At 64.4% G+C, this 18,772-nt stretch carries 12 protein-coding genes and 1 pseudogene; 7 read left to right on the plus strand and 6 right to left on the minus strand.

The window, feature by feature from the left end:
- Positions 1-281, minus strand: a pseudogene (locus EN749_RS12095) (N-acetylmuramic acid 6-phosphate etherase); the annotation flags it as partial.
- Between the two features lie 198 nt (positions 282-479).
- Here EN749_RS12095 and EN749_RS12100 point away from each other — a divergent pair.
- The 5 genes from EN749_RS12100 (at position 480) to EN749_RS12120 (ending at position 6,467) form a co-directional block, all read left to right on the plus strand.
- Positions 480-1,361, plus strand: coding sequence for an N-acetylglucosamine kinase (locus tag EN749_RS12100; protein ID WP_128363219.1), 882 nt, complete (start codon positions 480-482; stop codon positions 1,359-1,361).
- A complete protein-coding gene (locus EN749_RS12105; RefSeq protein WP_027040192.1) occupies positions 1,358-2,140 on the plus strand; it encodes a GntR family transcriptional regulator in 783 nt (260 codons plus the stop codon). Before EN749_RS12100 ends, EN749_RS12105 begins: the two co-directional genes overlap by 4 nt.
- A gap of 17 nt (positions 2,141-2,157) precedes the next feature.
- Positions 2,158-3,192 carry an SIS domain-containing protein gene (locus EN749_RS12110; protein WP_164748800.1) on the plus strand — a complete coding sequence of 345 codons (1,035 nt, stop codon included), beginning with the start codon at positions 2,158-2,160 and terminating at the stop codon, positions 3,190-3,192.
- Positions 3,189-4,367, plus strand: coding sequence for an N-acetylglucosamine-6-phosphate deacetylase (gene nagA / locus EN749_RS12115; RefSeq protein WP_127396759.1), 1,179 nt, complete (start codon positions 3,189-3,191; stop codon positions 4,365-4,367). Before EN749_RS12110 ends, nagA begins: the two co-directional genes overlap by 4 nt.
- A gap of 183 nt (positions 4,368-4,550) precedes the next feature.
- On the plus strand, positions 4,551-6,467 hold the full coding sequence (locus tag EN749_RS12120) for an ABC transporter ATP-binding protein/permease (protein ID WP_245491361.1): 1,917 nt from the start codon (positions 4,551-4,553) through the stop codon (positions 6,465-6,467).
- A gap of 27 nt (positions 6,468-6,494) precedes the next feature.
- Here EN749_RS12120 and EN749_RS12125 read toward each other — a convergent pair whose 3' ends face one another.
- The 5 genes from EN749_RS12125 to EN749_RS12145 all read right to left on the minus strand — a co-directional run bounded on the left by EN749_RS12125 (position 6,495) and on the right by EN749_RS12145 (position 16,232).
- Positions 6,495-8,009: a malonyl-CoA synthase gene (locus EN749_RS12125; protein WP_128363220.1), complete on the minus strand. Its 1,515-nt coding sequence runs from the start codon at positions 8,007-8,009 to the stop codon at positions 6,495-6,497.
- Between the two features lie 176 nt (positions 8,010-8,185).
- Entirely contained in the window at positions 8,186-8,926 is a 741-nt protein-coding gene (locus tag EN749_RS12130) for a GntR family transcriptional regulator (protein ID WP_127397125.1), read from the minus strand.
- A gap of 401 nt (positions 8,927-9,327) precedes the next feature.
- Complete coding sequence (rpe, locus tag EN749_RS12135; RefSeq protein ID WP_127271687.1) at positions 9,328-10,005, minus strand: ribulose-phosphate 3-epimerase; 678 nt, start codon at positions 10,003-10,005, stop codon at positions 9,328-9,330.
- A gap of 220 nt (positions 10,006-10,225) precedes the next feature.
- On the minus strand, positions 10,226-13,966 hold the full coding sequence (locus tag EN749_RS12140; protein ID WP_128363221.1) for a DUF11 domain-containing protein: 3,741 nt from the start codon (positions 13,964-13,966) through the stop codon (positions 10,226-10,228).
- Between the two features lie 10 nt (positions 13,967-13,976).
- The gene (locus EN749_RS12145) at positions 13,977-16,232 is read right to left on the minus strand and encodes a hypothetical protein (protein ID WP_189367476.1); all 2,256 of its coding nucleotides are present in this window, start codon (positions 16,230-16,232) and stop codon (positions 13,977-13,979) included.
- A 213-nt stretch (positions 16,233-16,445) separates the two neighbouring features.
- Between EN749_RS12145 and dnaK the strand changes: the two genes are divergently transcribed.
- Both dnaK and EN749_RS12155 read left to right on the plus strand, forming a co-directional pair.
- The gene (gene dnaK / locus EN749_RS12150) at positions 16,446-18,362 is read left to right on the plus strand and encodes a molecular chaperone DnaK (protein ID WP_023810872.1); all 1,917 of its coding nucleotides are present in this window, start codon (positions 16,446-16,448) and stop codon (positions 18,360-18,362) included.
- 212 nt (positions 18,363-18,574) lie between these two features.
- Positions 18,575-18,772 (plus strand): DnaJ domain-containing protein (locus tag EN749_RS12155; RefSeq protein ID WP_148674719.1); only part of this gene is annotated, 198 nt, incomplete at its 3' end.

Here is an 18,772-nt window from a genome sequence, read left to right on the forward strand (position 1 = left end):
GCGATGCGGTCGCGGTGAATGCCGAAGGTGCCCGGCAGCTCCAGCGCATCGGCCAGCGCCATCAGGCCTGAGCTGCCGGCAGCGGCGTAGGCGAGCTTGCCGCCGCTCTTCAGCCTGACGGCAATGATCTCGGCGGCCCTGGCGATGGATGGAATGGCATGGCGCACGACCTTGGCGGCTTCGATCTGCGCATCGGCCAAATAGGAAAGGACGGTGTCCGGGGCCTGGATATCCAGCCCCTCGGCATTTTTGTGAAGCGCTTCGGTGCGCGTTTCGGCCATCCCGGTTCCTCCAATACCAGAACAATACCAAAAAAATACCACTTGTCCACACGCATTAACGAATTCGCTGGCCTGAAACTGCTGAGCCGACGAAATACGCGGATTTTTCAATAAAATATGGCTTAACCTTTTTGAAACGGAAATTAACTCTTGGCTATTGGTATTTTATTGGTATTCTCCGCCCGGAGGAGAAATCACGTGAATTTCGTGCTCGGAATCGATGGCGGCGGCACCAGCTGCAGGGCCGCCCTGGCAACGGCGGACGGCACGGTGATCGGCCGCGCCAAAAGCGGCGCCGCCAACATCCGCACCGACCTGACCGGCGCCCGCTCGAACATCGTCGAGGCCGCGCGGCAGGCGTTTCTCGCCGCCGGGCAGGATGCGGAACTGATCCCGCAGACGCCGGCCATTCTCGGGCTGGCCGGCGCCAATGTCGGCACCTATCGGCAGCAGCTCGAAGCGATCCTGCCGTTCAGCATCAGCCGCGTCGAGACCGACGCCGAGATCGCGCTGGAGGGCGCTGTCGGCTCGGGTGACGGCGCCATGGCGATCCTCGGCACCGGCACCGCCTATATGGCGCGCAGACAAGGCAAATCGCGCGCCATCGGCGGCTGGGGTTTCCAGGTCGGCGACCAGGGCAGCGGCGCCCGTATCGGCCGCGACCTGCTCGAACAGACACTGCTTGCCTATGACGGCGTTCGCGCCGGTTCGCCGCTGACGCACAGCATGCTGGCCGTCTTCCGCAACAACCCGGAAGACGTCGTCGAATTCACCACCAATGCCAAGCCGGGCGATTTCGGCGGCTTCGCACCCAAGGTGTTCGAGCATGCCGAGAAGGGCGACAGCGTCGCCAACTGGATCCTCGACAGGGTGGTCGCCGATGTCGAAGCCTCGCTCGGCGCGCTCGACCTTGCTGACGACGCGCCGCTGTGCCTGCTCGGCGGGCTGGCGCCGCTCTACGCGCCGCGCCTGTCTGCCCGCTACCGGGCGCTGCTGAAGCCGCCGCTCGACGACGCACTGGGCGGCGCGGTGCAGATGGCGGTCCGCCTTTTCGCCGGACACGCGGAGGCAACTCGATGAGCGAGGCCGCCGACCAGATCTTCGCCACGCTCAAACATCAGGCGCAAAGCGGCGCGCCGCTTTATCTGCAGCTGCGCAAGAGCATCGAGGACGCGGTCAATCGCGGCCTGATCGGGCCGGGCGACGCGCTGCCTTCCGAGCGCGACATCGCCACCAAGGCCGATATTTCGCGGGTCACCGTGCGCAAGGCGGTGCAGGATCTCGTCAAGGGCGGCATCCTGGTGCAGCGCCACGGCTCCGGCACCTTCGTGGCGCCGCGCATGGAGCGTGTCGAACAATCGCTGTCGCGGCTGACCTCGTTCACCGAGGACATGGCGCGGCGCGGCATGGCGGTGCGTTCGGCATGGCTCGACCGCGGCCTCTACGCACCATCGCCCGACGAGATGATGGTGCTCGGCCTGTCCTCGAGCGAACTGGTGGCGCGGGTGGCGCGCCTGCGCATCGCCAACGACACGCCGCTGGCGATCGAACGCGCCTCGCTGTCGGCCAGCGTGTTGCCCGATCCGGCCGATATAGGTTCCTCGCTCTACGCAGCGCTGGAATTGACCGGCAACCGGCCAGTGCGTGCCGTGCAGCGCATTTCCGCCGCCAATCTCGGAGACAGCGACGCGCGCCTGCTCGAAGTGCCGCCAGGTATTGCCGGCCTGCACATCGAACGCATTTCCTATCTGGCGAGCGGCAAGGTGATCGAATTCACCCGCTCCATCTACCGGGGCGACGCCTATGATTTCGTCGCCGAACTGCGGCTGACAGGGCCGAGCGAAGAGGGCCGACCATGAGCACGACAGAGCCGACCATGTCGGCAGAAATGACCCATATGCGGCGCGAGATCGAGGAGGTCCCGCAAGCGGTCGCCCGCCTGCTCGACGGCTCCGGCGCCGTGCTGACCGAGGCCGGGCGCGGCATCCGCGAACGCGACCCGCAGTTCGTCGTCACCGTGGCGCGCGGCTCGTCCGACCATGCCGCCACCTTCATGAAATACGCCGTCGAGCTGACCGCGGGCCTGGCCGTGGCGTCGGTTGGGCCGTCGATCGCCTCGATCTATGGCCGCAAGCTCAGGCTCGCCGGCTCGGCCTGCCTGGCGATCTCGCAGTCGGGCAAGAGCCCCGATATCGTCGCCATGGCCGAAACGGCGCGGGCGGGGGGCGCGCTGACCGTCGCCATCACCAACACCGCCGATTCGCCGCTGGCGCGTGCTTCGGACTATGCGATAGATATCCTGGCCGGCCCCGAGCGCAGCGTGGCGGCCACCAAGACCTTCATCAATTCGGCCGTCGCCGGCCTCGCTCTGATGGCGCACGCCACCGGCGACGATGCGCTGTTGGCCGCACTTGCCCGCCTGCCGGAGCATTTCGGCAAGGCGATCGCCTGCGACTGGATGAGCGTGCTGTCTGAGACGATCGAGAAGCAGAAGTCGCTGTTCATCCTCGGCCGCGGACCGTCGGCAGCGATGGCCAACGAAGCGGCGCTGAAATTCAAGGAGACCTGCGGCATGCATGCGGAAGCCTATAGCGCGGCCGAAGTCATGCACGGCCCGCTGGCGCTGATCGGCCCCGATTTTCCGGTGCTGGCGCTGGCTGCGCGCGACGCCTCCGAACCGTCCATTGCCGAGGCCGCCGACAGCCTGGCGGCCAAGGGCGCGCCGGTGTTCGTCACCTCCGCGCTTGCCAAACGCGCCGTGCGCCTGCCGCATGTTGCCACCGGCCATCCGCTGACCGATCCGCTGACGCTGATCGTCTCCTTCTACATGTTCGTCGAGGCCTTTGCCCGCCATCGCGGTCTCGATCCGGACACGCCGCGCAATCTTCGCAAGGTGACGGAGACAGTATGAGCGATCGCTTTGCCCTGACTGGCGCCCGGATTTTCGACGGCGACGACTGGCATGAAGGCCACGCACTTGTCGTGCGCGACGGTCTCGTCGAGGCCATTCTGCCCACTGGTGCCATCCCCTCGGATATCCGCGTCGTCGACACCGGTGGCGGCCTTCTGGCGCCGGGGTTCGTCGACCTGCAGGTCAACGGCGGCGGCGGCGTCATGCTCAACGACCACCCCGATGTCGCTTCAATCGAGACCATCTGCCGCGCGCACGCGCCCTTCGGCACGACGGCGCTGCTGCCGACGCTGATCACCGACACGCCTGCAATCACGGCCGCCGCTGTCGCCGCCGGCGAGGCAGCGGCGCGCCAGAAGGTGCCTGGGTTTCTCGGACTGCATCTCGAAGGCCCGCATCTGTCGGTCGCCCGCAAGGGCGCGCATGATCCGGTGCTGATCCGGCCGATGACGGATGCCGATCAGGCGATGCTGATCGCCGCGCGGCAAAAACTACCGGTGCTGCTCACCACCATTGCCCCTGAATCCGTCGAGCCGGCGCGCGTCGCGGTGCTCGCCAAAGCGGGCATCATCGTCAGCCTTGGCCACTCCGATACCGGCTATGCCGCCGCCAGCGCCTTTGCCGAGGCCGGCGCCTCGATGATCACCCATCTGTTCAACGCGATGAGCCAGATCGGCAACCGAGAGCCTGGCCTGGCGGGCGCGGCCATCGACATCGGCACCTTGTCGGCCGGTCTCATCGCCGACGGCATCCATGTCGACCCGGCCACCATCAAGATCGCGCTGCGCGCCAAGCAGGGGCCGGCCAGGATCGTGCTGGTCACCGACGCCATGGCGACAATCGGCACCGAGATGACGTCGTTCACGCTCAACGGCCGCACCATCTATCGAAGGGACGGCAGCCTGAGGCTCGCCGACGGAACGCTGGCGGGCGCCGATCTCGACATGATCTCGGCCGTTCGTTTCATCCACCGCGTCGTCGGGGTCGAGCTTTCCGAAGCTTTGCGCATGGCCTCACTCTATCCGGCGCAAGCAATCGGTCAGTCGCACCGGCTTGGCCGATTCGCCAACGGCACGGCTGCGGATATTGTCGCTCTGTCGGACGATCTCGACACGAAGGGCGTCTGGATCGGCGGCGAAAAGGTTTTTGCGGCCGGCTCCGACACTGTGCGTTGATATCAGGTCAAGTCGGCTGACGTCATGAAACCTTTTGATTTTGAGGTCGTTGTCGGAGCGTATGTCCGAGGCGAAACCCAAATTGAAACAGGCCGACGGCATCAAACCGCGCGGTGCCTTGAAGCCGCCACAGAAAGCGCCGCGTGACCAAAGGCACGCCACGAGGAGCTGCGCGAAAAAAAGCTGTCGAGTGCCGAAGCTGCCCCGGAGGTCGACGGCCAGCCGGGGCCACCGCCGGATGCTGTCGAGCCCGATCCGCAACTGACGCCCGAAGGGGCCGAGCAGGAGCGCAAGAAATATCTGCTGCGGCGTTTCTGGATCAGCGCGCGCGGTTACTGGAGCCGGCGCGGCGACCGGCTTGCCTGGCCGTTGACGATCGGGGTGCTGCTGCTGATCTGCATCAATATCGGCTTCCAGTATGGCATCAATGTCTGGAACCGTTCGATGTTCGATGCCCTTGAGCAGCGCAACGCCCGCAGCGTCTATTTCCTCAGCGCCGTCTTCGTGCCGCTGGTAATCTGCAGCGGCAGCCTTGTCGTCGCGCAGGTCTACCTGCGCATGACGATCCAGCGCCGCTGGCGTTCCTGGCTGACCACCGCGGTCATCGCGCGCTGGCTGGCAGGCGGCCGCTACTACCAACTGAATCTCGTCGGCGGCGACCACCAGAACCCCGAGGCCCGCATGACCGAGGATCTGCGCATCGCCACCGAGTCGCCGGTCGATTTCATCGCCGGCGTCCTCAACGCGTTCCTGTCTGCCTCGACCTTCATCGTCGTGCTGTGGACCATCGGCGGCGCGCTCACTTTGCCGATCGGCGGCGAGAGCATCACCATTCCCGGCTTCCTGGTCATCACCGCGATGATCTATGCCGCCATCACCTCGACCGCGATGGTGGTCATCGGCCGCAATTTCGTCCAGCTCTCCGAGCGGAAGAACCAGGCGGAGGCCGAACTGCGCTACACGCTGACGCGCGTGCGCGAAAACGGCGAGAGCATCGCCTTGCTGGGCGGCGAGGAAGAGGAGCGCAGCGGCATCGACAGGAATTTCGGCCATGTGCTGAGGCAATGGGCGCTGCTGACGGGCCAGCACATGCGCACGGCGGCGGTGTCGCAGGGATCGAGCCTGTTTGCGCCGGTCGTGCCGATCCTGCTGTGCGCGCCAAAATTCCTCGAAGGCTCAATGACGCTGGGCGAGGTGATGCAGGCAGCGTCCGCCTTTGGCATCGTGCAAGGCGCGTTCGGATGGCTGGTCGACAACTACCCGCGTCTTGCCGACTGGAACGCCTCCGCGCGGCGCGTAGCTTCGCTGATGATGTCGCTCGACGGGCTCGAGCGTGCGGAGCAGAGCGATGCGCTTGGACGCATCCAGCACGGCGAAACCGATGACGGTGCCATGCTCAGCCTCGACGATCTCTCCGTCACGCTCGACGACGGCACCGCCGTGGTCAAGGAGACCGAGGTTGCGATCGAACCCGGTGAGCGGGTGCTGGTGGCCGGCGAATCCGGCTCGGGCAAGTCGACGCTGGTGCGGGCCGTCGCGGGCCTGTGGCCGTGGGGCGGCGGCAGCGTCAATTTCCACGCCGACAGGCGACTGTTCATGCTGCCGCAACGCCCCTACATCCCCTCGGGCACGCTTCGCCGCGCGGTCGCCTATCCCGCGGCGGCGGACAAGTGGACGATCAAACAGATCAAGGCCGCCCTCGACAAGGTCGGCCTCGCCTACCTTGCCGAAAGGATCAAGGAAGAAGCGCCATGGGACCAGACGCTGTCGGGCGGCGAAAAGCAGCGTCTCGCCTTCGCGCGCCTGCTGCTGCACCGCCCCGATATCGTCGTGCTGGATGAAGCAACCTCGGCGCTCGACGAGAAGAGCCAGGACACCATGATGGCGACGGTGATCCGCGAATTGCCTGATGTCACCATCATCAGCGTGGCGCACCGGGCCGAGCTGGAAGCCTTCCACAGCCGCAAGATCACCCTGGAACGGCGCGAGGGCGGCGCCAAGCTTGTCAGCGACATCAACCTCGCCCCACGCAAGCGCAACCTGCTGAAGCGTGCCTTGTGGGGTTCCGGCAGCCGGGCCGAAAGGCCGCGCAAGGAGTAAGGCGCCCCTGCCCCAGGCACCGCGCAATTATGATGCGTATATGTCCTTGTAGGTGTGGCGCAGCAGGTTCTTCTGTACCTTGCCCATTGTGTTTCGCGGCAGTTCATCGACGAAGATCACCCGCTTCGGGTGCTTGTATTTCGCCACCCGCCCGGCGATGGCGCCGAGAATTTCGGCACCGGTGATCCGCGATGACGGCGCACGCACGACGACAGCGGTGACACCTTCGCCGAAATCCGGATGGACAACGCCGATGACGGCGCTTTCGCTAACCCCGTCGAGCGCGTCGATCTCGCTTTCGAGTTCCTTCGGATAGATGTTGTAGCCGCCCGATATGATCAGGTCCTTGCCGCGGCCGACAATGTGGACGTAGCCGTCGGCGTCGATCATACCGAGATCGCCGGTGATGAAAAAACCGTCGGCTCGGAATTCCGCCTTGGTCTTCTCCGGCATGCGCCAATAGCCGCCGAAGACGTTTGGGCCCTTCACCTCGATCATGCCGACCTCGCCCTGTGCAAGCGGTGCGCCGCTGTCTGGATCGGCGATGCGAAGCATGACGCCGGGCAAGGGGAAACCGACGGTACCGGCACGCCGCTCGCCCTCATAGGGGTTCGAGGTGTTCATGTTGGTCTCGGTCATGCCGTAGCGTTCGAGGATCGCGTGGCCGGTGCGCTCGCGCCAGGACTTGTGCGTCTCGGCCAGCAGCGGCGCCGACCCGGAAATGAACACACGGATGTTTTTTGCCGCCTCATGGTCCAGCCCATCCTGCTGCAGCAGGCGCACGTAGAAGGTCGGCACGCCCATCAGGGCCGTGGCACGCGGCAGCAGCGAGACGATGCGGGCCGGATCGAACTTCTGCTCGAACAGCATCGAGGCGCCGGCCATCAGGACGACATTGGTGGCGACGAACAGGCCGTGCGTGTGGAAGATCGGCAATGCGTGGATCAGCACGTCGTCTCCAGTGAAACGCCAGTGCTCGACCAGCACGCGCGCGTTCGAAGCAAGATTCTCGTGGCTGAGCATGGCGCCTTTCGAACGGCCGGTGGTTCCCGACGTGTAGAGGAGCGCCGCGAGGTCATCCGGCCCACGCGCTACGTCATGAAAATCCATCGGCAGCCGCGAGGCCTGATCGGGCAGCGATCCCTGGCCGTCCCGGCCGAGCGTGACGGTGACGGCGCCCGACTTTTCCGCCAGCGCGCCGATGTCGGCCGCTCTTGCCGGATCGCAGACGACCAGGCGTGGTTCTGCGTCGCCGAAGAAATACTCCAGCTCGGCCAGCGTGTAGGCGGCGTTGAGCGGCAGGAAGACGGCGCCGGCTCGCAGGCAGGCGAGATAGAGCATGACCGCTTCCGGGCTCTTCTCGACCTGCACGGCAACGCGGTCACCGGGTTCGACATCGAGTTGCAGGAGCGCATGCGCAAGCTGCGCCGAGCGGGCCAGCATATCGCCATAGGTGAGCGAGCGGCCATCATCGGTTTCCATCAGCAAGCGCGCTGGCGCCGGCATCCGGGACCGGAACGCATCGAACAGATGATTGCTCATGAAGACTTCCCTGGGTGCGGCGGCGCCGAGCATGCGCCTGTCGCGGCATGCCTCGGCGGCGAGAGTTCGCGGTTCTTGGCCACGCCGTCAAGCCCGCCGACAGCGGTTCACGCCAGCCGCGCTCGGCGCGGATTGCGAGCAAGAAACGAGCGCAAGAGCCCGCCAGGACACGACTGCTATCGCCGAGCGCGTTTGCGGGCGAGTTCCTTCGTTTCGTCGTCCTGCTCGAAGCGCTTCATGCACATGGCGGCAGTCAACTGGTAGTGATTGAGCAGTGCCTCGACGGCACCGTCGGCATTGCCGTCCAGGGCACATTCGGCGATCAGGCGATGCTCGCCGAAATCGTCGCGCTGGACGCCTTCGCCATCAATGGCCATTTGCCGGTAGCGATACGCGTGATCGGAGAGCTGGTCGCAAAATCCCACCAGCCATTGCGACCGGCAGGCCGAAATCAGCACCCTGTGGAAGATGCGATGCAGCCTCTCCCAGTCGGGATTGAGCGAAAAGAGATCCTGCGGAGACAGACGTGACGCGCGTCCCAGGCGATGCAGCGCCAGCACGAGCTGTTCTTCCCATTCGGCGGTGCGGTGGGCGATGGATTCGCGAAGCGCCCGCTCCTCGAGCCAGCAGCGGGTGCGCGTCAGCTCATCGAGCTCCGACGCACTGACCGGCATGATGAAGAAGCCTCGCTGATCGTGCCGGCCGAGAAGTCCTTCCGAGGCGAGGCGATTGAGAGCTTCGCGGACAGGCGAGGCGCCGGCTCCATATTTGGAGACCACCCATTCGACCCGCAGCTTGCTCTCAGCCTCAAGAACACCCCCGAGAAGATCGTCCCGCAATTGCTGATAGACCGTACTGGCAAGCGTACTCTTCGGTCCCGCAGCGTCATCGTTCAGATTGGCAGCTCCGTATGTCATAGCGACTCCTTGTCCCCAAGACTTGTCCTGGGCGATTCGAGTCCGAAAGCATTCGCCTTCTCGTACTTGTACCATACAGTGCGAGCATTCGCCTGCTCAAGCACAAGATCACGTTATTGTACTTTAGCACGAAGGAATATGCGGCATCTGGAGCTCAATGCTGTAATTCCGCGCATTTTCACAACCTGCGGGAACTTAACATGTTTTGTATGCACGCAGGAGAATCTGTTCTTTCTGTTCTTTTGTATGCGCGCCGGATCAACTGTCTGCTGTGAGGACCCTTGAGGCCGAATCAGGCAGCCGCTCCAGATCCGATGCCGTTGCGCATCAGACCATCACAAGCCTCGGCCGGTACCAGAACCTTGGCCGGCATGCCGGGCTGAACGCGGGAAAAGCGCTGGTTAGCCGGCTGCGTGGTCGGCTGCCGTCCTGATCGCCTGGATGTTCTGACGGTAAGCCTCGACGCTGCCGCCTTTGAAGATGGCGGCGCCCGCCACCAGCACGTCGGCGCCGGCAGCGGTGACCAGCGGCGCGGTTTCGGCTGAAACACCGCCGTCGATCTCGATGCGGATCGGCCGGCCGCCGATGAGGGCCTTGACCCGCTTCACCTTGTCGACGATCGCCGGGATGAAGGCCTGGCCGCCGAAGCCCGGATTGACGGTCATGATCAGGATCAGGTCGAGCCGGTCGAGCACATATTCGACCACGCTTTCCGGCGTCGCCGGATTGAGCGACACACCGGCCTTCTTGCCGAGGTTCCTGATGGTCTGCAGCGAGCGGTCAAGATGCGGGCCGGCTTCGGCATGGACGGTCAAACCGTCGCAGCCGGCCTCGGCGAAAGCGGCCAGATAGGGGTCGGCCGGGGCAATCATCAGATGGCAGTCGAAGAAGGCCTCGGTGCGGTTGCGGATCGCCTTGATCACCGGCGGGCCAAAGGTGATGTTGGGCACGAAATGCCCGTCCATCACATCGAGATGGATCCAGTCGGCGCCGGCCGCCGCCACCGCTTCGACCTCATCGCCGAGTTTGGAAAAATCCGACGCCAGCACCGACGGTGCAATCAGGGTCTTTCTGCTCATGGATGCGGCCTTTCCGAGTGCCCTTCACGTTCGGCCACTCTATCGACTGCCTAATGCGCTCCAGCCGACTTGTCGAGGGCACGGGCGCGGCGGCTGCACGGCCGGAGGTGGCGTTGCGGCGTCCGCGATCCTGTTGCAGCCAATTTCCGCTTGCCTCGGAGCCATAAGAAAACCCGCCGGATTGCTCCGGCGGGTTTCTGGTCTGGCGTCGAGCAGATCGTTATTGCTGCTGGAGCTTCAGGATTCTGTCTGGAACCGGATCCTGCTGCTGTTCGACCTGCGGCCTGCGCCGTGGCAGTACCTGCTGCAGCAGCAGGCCGGGGTTGAGCTCCAGCGACGGTTGCCCGCGTACCGCCCGGCAGTTCGGATAGCGTCCGATCGTACCTTCCGGGCAGCGCCGCCTGATGATCGGCTGGCACTGGCCGTTGATCATCTGCGAGCCCGGTGCGCATTCCACCTCTTGCCTGGGCTTGCGGCATGCGCCGTTGATCACCTGCGTCCCACGCGGACAGACACACTCACCACGCTTGTTGTGGACCTGGCCGCGTATGTCGCATTGCTCCTGCGTCGGCTGCTTGCGCCGGCAGGCATTGCCCCGCACCTCGGTACCCCTCGGGCAGACACAATTGCCGTTGGCGTCGTGGACCTGACCACGGATGGTGCACTGGTCAGGCTTTGGCCGGATCGGACGACAGGCGCCATTGCGCACCTCGGTCCCTCTCGGGCAGACGCAGTCTCCATCCGCGTCGTGAACCTGACCACGGATGGTGCACTGCTCAGGCTTCGGCTGGATCGGGCGGCAGGCATTGCCCCTGATCTCCGTTCCCCTGGGGCAGACACAATCGCCATCGGCATTGTGGACCTGGCCACGGATGGTGCACTGCTCGGGCTTGTCGGTCCTGACACATCTGCCGTTCTCAAGCCCGGTTCCGCGTGGGCAGACGCAACGTCCGTCCTCGGTGCGAATCTGGCCTTCGAGCAGCACACAGCGCTTCGGCTGTTCCGGCTTCGGCACGATACCGCCGCCCGGCGAGCACTGGCCGTTGCGATAGGTGGTGCCTTCGGGGCAAACGCAGCGGCCGGCATCGTTCATGACGAAGCCTTGCGAGCATTCCTTCTTTGCCTCCTGGCTAATGGTGAAGGGATGGCAGGCATAGGCCTTGCCGCGATCGCCCTGCACATTGGCCTGATCGCCGCCAAGCACGTCGCCACCGCCTTGCACCCGTGTGTCGGGAGAGAGCACGCCGACGCAGTTCTGGCCACTGACATTGCCCTGCAGATTGGCCAGACGACCGTCGTCGGGAATGACCACGGTGACATGATGCACCCGGCTTTCGCCGGCGCCGAGCGACAAATTGGCAATGCAGGACGCAGGCAAGGTTGCCGGTTCCGGCGAGCAGCCGAAGGGCGGATCGATCGACGTGATCTCAACGCCTTCCAGCCTGCCGAGACCCTCCACGCCGATCGCATCGCCAATGCGGACCGGCCCGGAGAAGGCGGTCGCTCCGTCATTGGTGACGGTGATCTCGAACGAGCAGGGTTGGCCGAGCCTGCATTCGCGGTCGCCGGTCTTTTCGACACGGATGGTCGAGGCGCCGCCGCCCTTGGCGCAGGCCTGGCCAAAGGGATAGACGACGTCGTCGCCCGGTGCCGGCCCATAGGAGCCGCGCGCGCAGTTTTCGAACGCGCCATTGGCCGAAACCGTCACGTCGAAGTGGCGGCTGGTTCCAGGTGTCATGACGGCACCGGGAATCTGGCACGACAGCGCGTTGGCCGGAACCGGTCCGCACGCCCATTCCGCGCCGTCAGGGGTGACGGTCTGGATCTGGACAGGCGCGCCGCCGGCCACCAGCGTGGCGGCATCGTTGACCCGCACCGGACCGGTGGGGGCAGCGGTGCCAAGGCTGATGACGGTTATGCGGCAAGAGATCAGCGCGGCACCGGCGAGCGAGCCGTTGCAGACCTTGGTGATGCGCAGGGTCGGCTTGCCGCCATTGGGATGGCGGAAGCGTTCCTTGGCGCAGGCCTTGTTGTTGGTGAGGTCGTTTTCGCCGGGGATGGGCTTCACCGTCGCGCAATTCTCGACAATGTCCGACTGATAGCCGGCCGGCATGACCGCCTTGACGACGATCGGCGTCGAGCCGCCCGGAGGCAGCGAGATCCCCGCATGGTCGCAGCGGAACAGGCCGGGACCTGTCGGTACGCAGGTCCATGGCGGGCTTGGGCCGAAGGTCGAGGAGGCCGGCGCGCCGGCCGGGTAGCTGTCGATCACCGTCAGCGGCCCGTTATAAGTCGATGTGCCGTTGTTGATGATGTCGATCACGAAGTGGCAGATGCCGTCGGCCGTGCAGACCGGGACGCGGGCACGCTTCTTCAGGATCAGGTCGACCTTCTTCTCGACCGGCGGCCGGCAGTCGCGGTCACGATCGCCACGCCGGCAGATCGGGATCGAGGCGCAGCCGCGATCGTTCGACTGGCTGCCGAACAGCGGCTTGCCGCTGGCGCCGTAATTATAGGTGGCGCAGTTACGCAAGACGCTGCCTTGCCAGCCTCCGGCCGGCTTGAAGCCGAGCTTGAGGTTGACGGAGGCCCCCGGATTGAGCGTGGTTACTGGGTAGGTGCAAATCATCGGGGTGGCGCCGGGTACGCAGACCCAGGGCGGATTGGGTCCTGAATCGAGCGTCGATCCGGCCGGCAGCGTCACCTCGTCGAGCACGATCTTGCCGTGGTAGGCACCGGTGCCGACATTGGTGACCCTGATGGTGAAGTCGCAGCCGCCACCCATCGTGCAACGCGTCACGTCGGCGCGTTTCTCGACCTTGAGGTCCGGCTCCTTGTCCTTGGGCGGGCACCTCTGGTCACGCGGGATGACGATGTCGATCGTCTGCGTGCAGCAAAGGCCCCAGCCTTCCTTCGGACCGGCATAGGTTTCGATGCCGGTGAGGATGAGGTGGATGACGTCGCCGGGCGATGCGCCGACGATCTTCCAGTTGAGCACACCGCCGCCCGCCGGCACCAACTGGGTGTCGGGGATGATGGTGACGCCTGATGTGGTCGTCGACACCTGCACCCACTTGCCGCCCATCTCCGGGCCGACCGGCATGTGGTAGATGAAGGCGCCGCCGCCGGGCACGCAGTCGACCGTGCCGCGTTCCACCTTGAAGCATTCCTTGCCGGGAGGTGGCGGTGGCCGCTTATCACAGTTGGTGAGGTCGATCTTGATCGAGGTCTTGGCCCCGGACTTGTAGTCGCCATCGTCGGGCTTGCCCGGATCCTGCGACGGGATAATGGTCCCGGGGCCGGCTCCGTTGCTGACCTTGATCACACCCTGGTTGTCGATCACGGTCGGCGAAGGAAACGCCGCATGGTCGATCTTGGCCGTGATCTGGAAGTTGATGACGCGTTCATTGGCGGCACCGGCGCCGTCGAGATCGGCGGCGGAGAGCCGGAAATCGGACACCGTTGCCGTATCGTTCGGACCGGCCGAGGTGCTGATCGAAACGCCGGGCAATGGTCCGCCCGAAGCGTCCGTGCCGTCGCCCGACACATTCGCGCTGACGATCGAAAGGCCGTGTGGAAGCTGGTCCTTGAACTCGATCTTGAGCGTTTTCAGCAAGGCTGTCAGGTCAGCGAAGGCTTGCGCATCGCCGCGCAGGCCAAAGCTCAGGGAGTAGACGACATAGTCGCAGCTCCGCTGGGTGCCTTTCTTGGTGAAGAAGGGCACCGCCCGCTCCGGCCTCGGATTGACGATCTTCGAATTGTCGAGATCGAGCCTCAGTTCCGGGGTGATCGGGGCGGCGTCTTCCGCGTGGCTTGCCACAGGGGTGAACATGGCGACCGCGATACCGGCCGCCATCAGCCAGCGCGCGCCGCGCCTGGCATATGACAGGGGTTTCATGATCGTCTCCATGACTGTGGATTGCGAGTTCGTCGTGAGCGGGGAGAGTGCGAAATTTTTCATCTTCCCCTCCTCAACGTTCGCAGCTGACGGCTGGGGTTCGGAGCGGCAAGATCATCTTGCAGCAAGGGTAGTAGCCACCCCTGTCCTTGTCGGACTTCCTGTAGAAGCAAAGTCCAACATCCACTCTGTCGCCCGGATAGTGGCCGGTGATGTCGACCGTGTAAGGCTTGCCCGGCGCATGCGACTGGGATGCTGTCACCCCGACGCCTGGCGTCCTGGACTTTGTCTCATTGGAAGGTTGGGCCTTGATCGAATCGCCGCCGAAGCCGGCATGGTCATGGAGATAGAGATCTGCCTGGAGGCCGCGAGGCGTACAGTAATACCTGATATCCTCGACATCGATGCACGGAGGCAGGCTACCGGGTGGCGGGAAATCCGGCGGGTAGAAGGGGGGCAGGTAGCCGCCCGGGATTTCCTCGTAATAGCCGGCGCGGCCCTCGCAAAGATGCCAGACGGCAACGTCGCCGACATGGCCCTCGACCTCCGGATCTTCAAAATAACCGTCGAAGTCGACGAACCAGGAGCCGAAGGGCGGCACGTTGGCCGGCTTGACCAGCTCTTTCGGCGTGATCTGGACGCCATGCACGGCCAGCGGCCCACCGGCGGTGAGCTGTTCGGCGAGTGAAGGATTGTCGCGCAGCTTGTCGCCGGTGTTGACCAGCGTCTGCGTGCAGACCGATGTGTCGAGATTGCCGTCAGAATCATAACCATATTGCAGGTCGAGACCGCCGGCGGCCTGCCGGTTGCCCTGCGGGAAACCGACCGCATATTCCTGCGGCACTTCGACCCAGATCGATTCCGTCTCCGGATCGTCCGGGTTCTCTCGGAAGTAGCGGATGACCTCGCCTTTGCCGGAATCGGCGAATTGGCTGTAATCGTAGCGGTTCTCGACTGGGCCGCGCTGGGCCAGGTACATGAAGCCGCTATTGTCGAAGGCGATGTCGGTGACGGCGTAGTCCTTGTCGGCCTTGACCGTCAGTTCCCAGCGCGGGTCGCCGGCAAAACTGCCGTCGCGGGCGATGCCCACCGACCAGATTTCCGACTTTTCGCCGACCGAGTAGTAGAGCCGGCCGCCATGGTAGGAGACGCCCCAGACGCGGCGCTCGTCCTGCGTGTAGCCCCAGCTGTCGGGGTCTTCGCTGTCGAAGGCCGCGCCCTTTATGTCCATCACCGAACCGTCGTCGGCGACTGGAGCAAGCCCATGCGCGGGACGGCCGGCAACGCCGTGATCGAAGCTGTCGATCAGACTGCCTTCGGCGTCGATGCGATGGATCAGGCCGGTATCGAGATCGGACGCGAAGAACTCGCGATGAGTGGCGTCGAAAGTGAGATTGCCAATGCCGGGACCGCTGTTGGTGTCGATGTCGGCGAATTTGGAGACCTGGCCGGTGATGCCGTCGATCTTCCAGACGGTGCCCGGCCCGCCGCCGTTTTCGGTGCCGAACTGGCCATCCATGAAGATGGCGCCGGCAGCGCCGCGGCGCTGCCGCTCGGGGCGGCCGTCATCGTCGGCGTCCGGGGTGACGATACGGATGCCGTGCAGCGAGGTGGCGCCGGCATAGAGATTGGGAATGCCCGTCGGAACGCCGTCGCGCACGCCGTCATCGTAGGTGACGCCGAACACCTGGCCGACCTGCTCCGCCGTCACCTCGAAGGGCGGTGGCGTGTTGACGAGCTGGCCGGTGGCTGGTCCGCCCAGTTGCGAGACGTCGAAGACGCGCAAGGTGGCGCGCGTGGTGTCGATGAAGGTTTCGTCGACCGGATCGACGCCGGGCGGCAGTCCCTCTTTTTCGGAATCAGGGGGGTCGAAATTGGGAATGATGGTGCCGGAAAATCCGGTCACCGCCATCGAACCGGGATAAATGATCCGGGTTTCCTGCGCCTGCGCGGCGCCCAGCCACAGGCCGAGTGCCAGCAACCCGCCTGGATGCACAGCGCGGCGCAAGCCGCCAGCAAGAGACGACACAAACGAGCCGCGGATGCGAGACATGACACTACCCCCCGTAGTCGACGGGAGAACGTCGGGTCTGGCCGCGCAAATCAGGGCAAGGCGCGGCGGTCCGGCTCGTTCTTCCCTGATCGAATTGTCTGCTTTCCTCAAGATGACGATACGCCTGCTCTTACGCAGGGTCAACGGAATCAACAGAAAGCCCAGCGCATCGACCTCGTCCCGAAGGCGGTGGTCGCGCCGAGCTCCTGTTGTTCCCGGAGACCTGGGAGTCTCTGGGTTATTGGTCATGGGGGCTTCCTTTCCGGGCCGCACCATGCGGCACCTGGAGATCAGTCGCGGGCGGAGGTGGAAAGGTTCATGGAAGCCTTGCGCAGAATGCTTGCGCGCGATGCCGCCTGTTCTTATATACGCGCCAAGCCGTTCGGCGCCGGAATGCCGGTTGCCGGAACGGGATTTCTTGTGAACAGGGGCTTTCGTCGGAACGCCTGTACGGGTCCTGATAGCCTGCTTAGCGGAGAGACTAGAAAAATGGCAAAAGTAATCGGTATCGACCTCGGCACCACCAACTCGTGTATCGCCATCATGGATGGCAAGGAGCCCAAGGTGATCGAGAATGCGGAAGGCGCGCGCACGACGCCTTCCATCGTCGCCATTTCGGGCGACGACGAACGTCTGGTCGGCCAGCCGGCCAAGCGCCAGGCGGTCACCAATCCTGAAAACACCATCTTCGCGGTCAAGCGCCTGATCGGCCGCCGCTATGACGATCCGGTGACGGAGAAGGACAAGAAGCTTGTCCCCTACAAGATCGTCAAGGGCGACAATGGCGATGCCTGGGTCGAAGCCGGCGGCAGGAAGCAGTCGCCCTCGCAGATCTCGGCCATGATCCTGCAGAAGATGAAGGAGACGGCGGAAGCCTATCTCGGCGAGAAGGTCGAGAAGGCGGTCATCACCGTTCCAGCCTATTTCAACGACGCCCAGCGCCAGGCGACCAAGGACGCCGGCAAGATCGCCGGCCTTGAAGTGCTGCGCATCATCAACGAGCCGACCGCGGCAGCGCTTGCCTATGGCCTCGACAAGAAGGAAGGCAAGACCATTGCCGTCTATGACCTTGGCGGCGGCACGTTCGACATTTCGGTGCTCGAAATCGGCGACGGCGTGTTCGAGGTCAAGTCGACCAATGGCGACACTTTCCTCGGCGGCGAGGATTTCGACATGCGCCTGGTCGAATACCTGGCGGCCGAGTTCAAGAAGGAACAGGGCATCGACCTGAAGAACGACAAGCTTGCCCTGCAGCGCCTCAAGGAGGCGGCTGAAAAGGCCAAGATCGAGCTGTCGTCGACCACCCAGACCGAAATCAACCTGCCCTTTATCACCGCCGACGCGACCGGGCCGAAGCACCTGACGCTGAAGCTGACGCGCGCCAAGTTCGAGCAGCTGGTCGACGACCTGGTCCAGCGCACGATTGCCCCTTGCAAGGCTGCATTGAAGGATGCCGGCCTGAAGGCCGGCGAGATCGACGAAGTCGTCCTGGTCGGCGGCATGACCCGCATGCCCAAGATCCAGGAGATCGTGAAGCAGTTCTTCGGCAAGGAGCCGCACAAGGGCGTCAATCCGGATGAAGTCGTTGCTCTCGGCGCCGCCATCCAGGCCGGCGTGCTGCAGGGCGACGTCAAGGACGTGCTGTTGCTCGACGTGACGCCGCTGTCGCTCGGCATCGAGACGCTGGGTGGCGTGTTCACCCGCCTGATCGAGCGCAACACGACGATCCCGACCAAGAAGAGCCAGGTGTTCTCGACGGCCGAGGACTCACAGTCGGCCGTGACCATCCGGGTCTTCCAGGGTGAGCGCGAAATGGCCGCCGACAACAAGGCGCTTGGCCAGTTCGACCTGGTCGGCATTCCGCCGGCGCCGCGCGGCGTGCCGCAGATCGAGGTCACCTTCGACATCGACGCCAACGGCATCGTCAACGTTTCGGCCAAGGACAAGGGCACCGGCAAGGAGCACCAGATCCGCATCCAGGCATCGGGCGGTCTTTCGGACGCCGACATCGAGAAGATGGTCAAGGACGCCGAGGCCAATGCCGAGACCGACAAGAAGCGGCGGGCGCTGGTCGAGGCCCGCAACCAGGCCGAAGCGCTGCTGCATTCCTCGGAGAAGTCACTGAAGGAATATGGCGACAAGGTTTCGGAAGGCGAGCGCACGGCGATCTCCGACGCGATCGCGGCGCTTAAGACCGCGACCGAAGGCGACGACCCGGCCGACATCGAAGCCAAGAGCCAGGCGCTTGCCGAGGCTTCGATGAAGCTTGGCCAGGCCATGTACGAGGCTTCGCAGAAGGAAGCGGCGGAAGCCGACGCCAAGGCGGACGCCGCCAAGGACAGTGACGTTGTCGACGCCGATTTCGAGGAAATCGACGAGGACGACGACAAGAAGAAGTCGGCCTGAACCGTTTGACGGCAAGATAAAGCGAAAAGCCCGGCGAAGGCCGGGCTTTTTTGCAACCCCTTGCAGAAAAACAGCGGGCCTTGCTGAAAAAATGCAGGCAAAGCCGCGTCGACACTGGCATCCCCCTTCCATCGCACCTAAATCGAAACGTCAGTGCCGGCAAGAGACGCAACAATGCCTCAAGACGTTGAGCATCCGGACAGCGGGAAAAAATGAAAGCTGATTTCTACGAGACGCTGGGCGTCCAAAAAGGCGCCGACGAGAAGGAGCTCAAGAGCGCTTTCCGCAAGCTTGCCATGCAGTTCCATCCCGATCGCAACCCCGGCGATCATTCCTGCGAGCACAAGTTCAAGGAAATCAACGAAGCCTACGAGACGCTGAAAGACCCGCAGAAGCGCGCGGCCTACGAC

Source organism: Mesorhizobium sp. M7A.F.Ca.ET.027.02.1.1 (assembly GCF_004022985.1).
Taxonomy (GTDB): domain Bacteria; phylum Pseudomonadota; class Alphaproteobacteria; order Rhizobiales; family Rhizobiaceae; genus Mesorhizobium.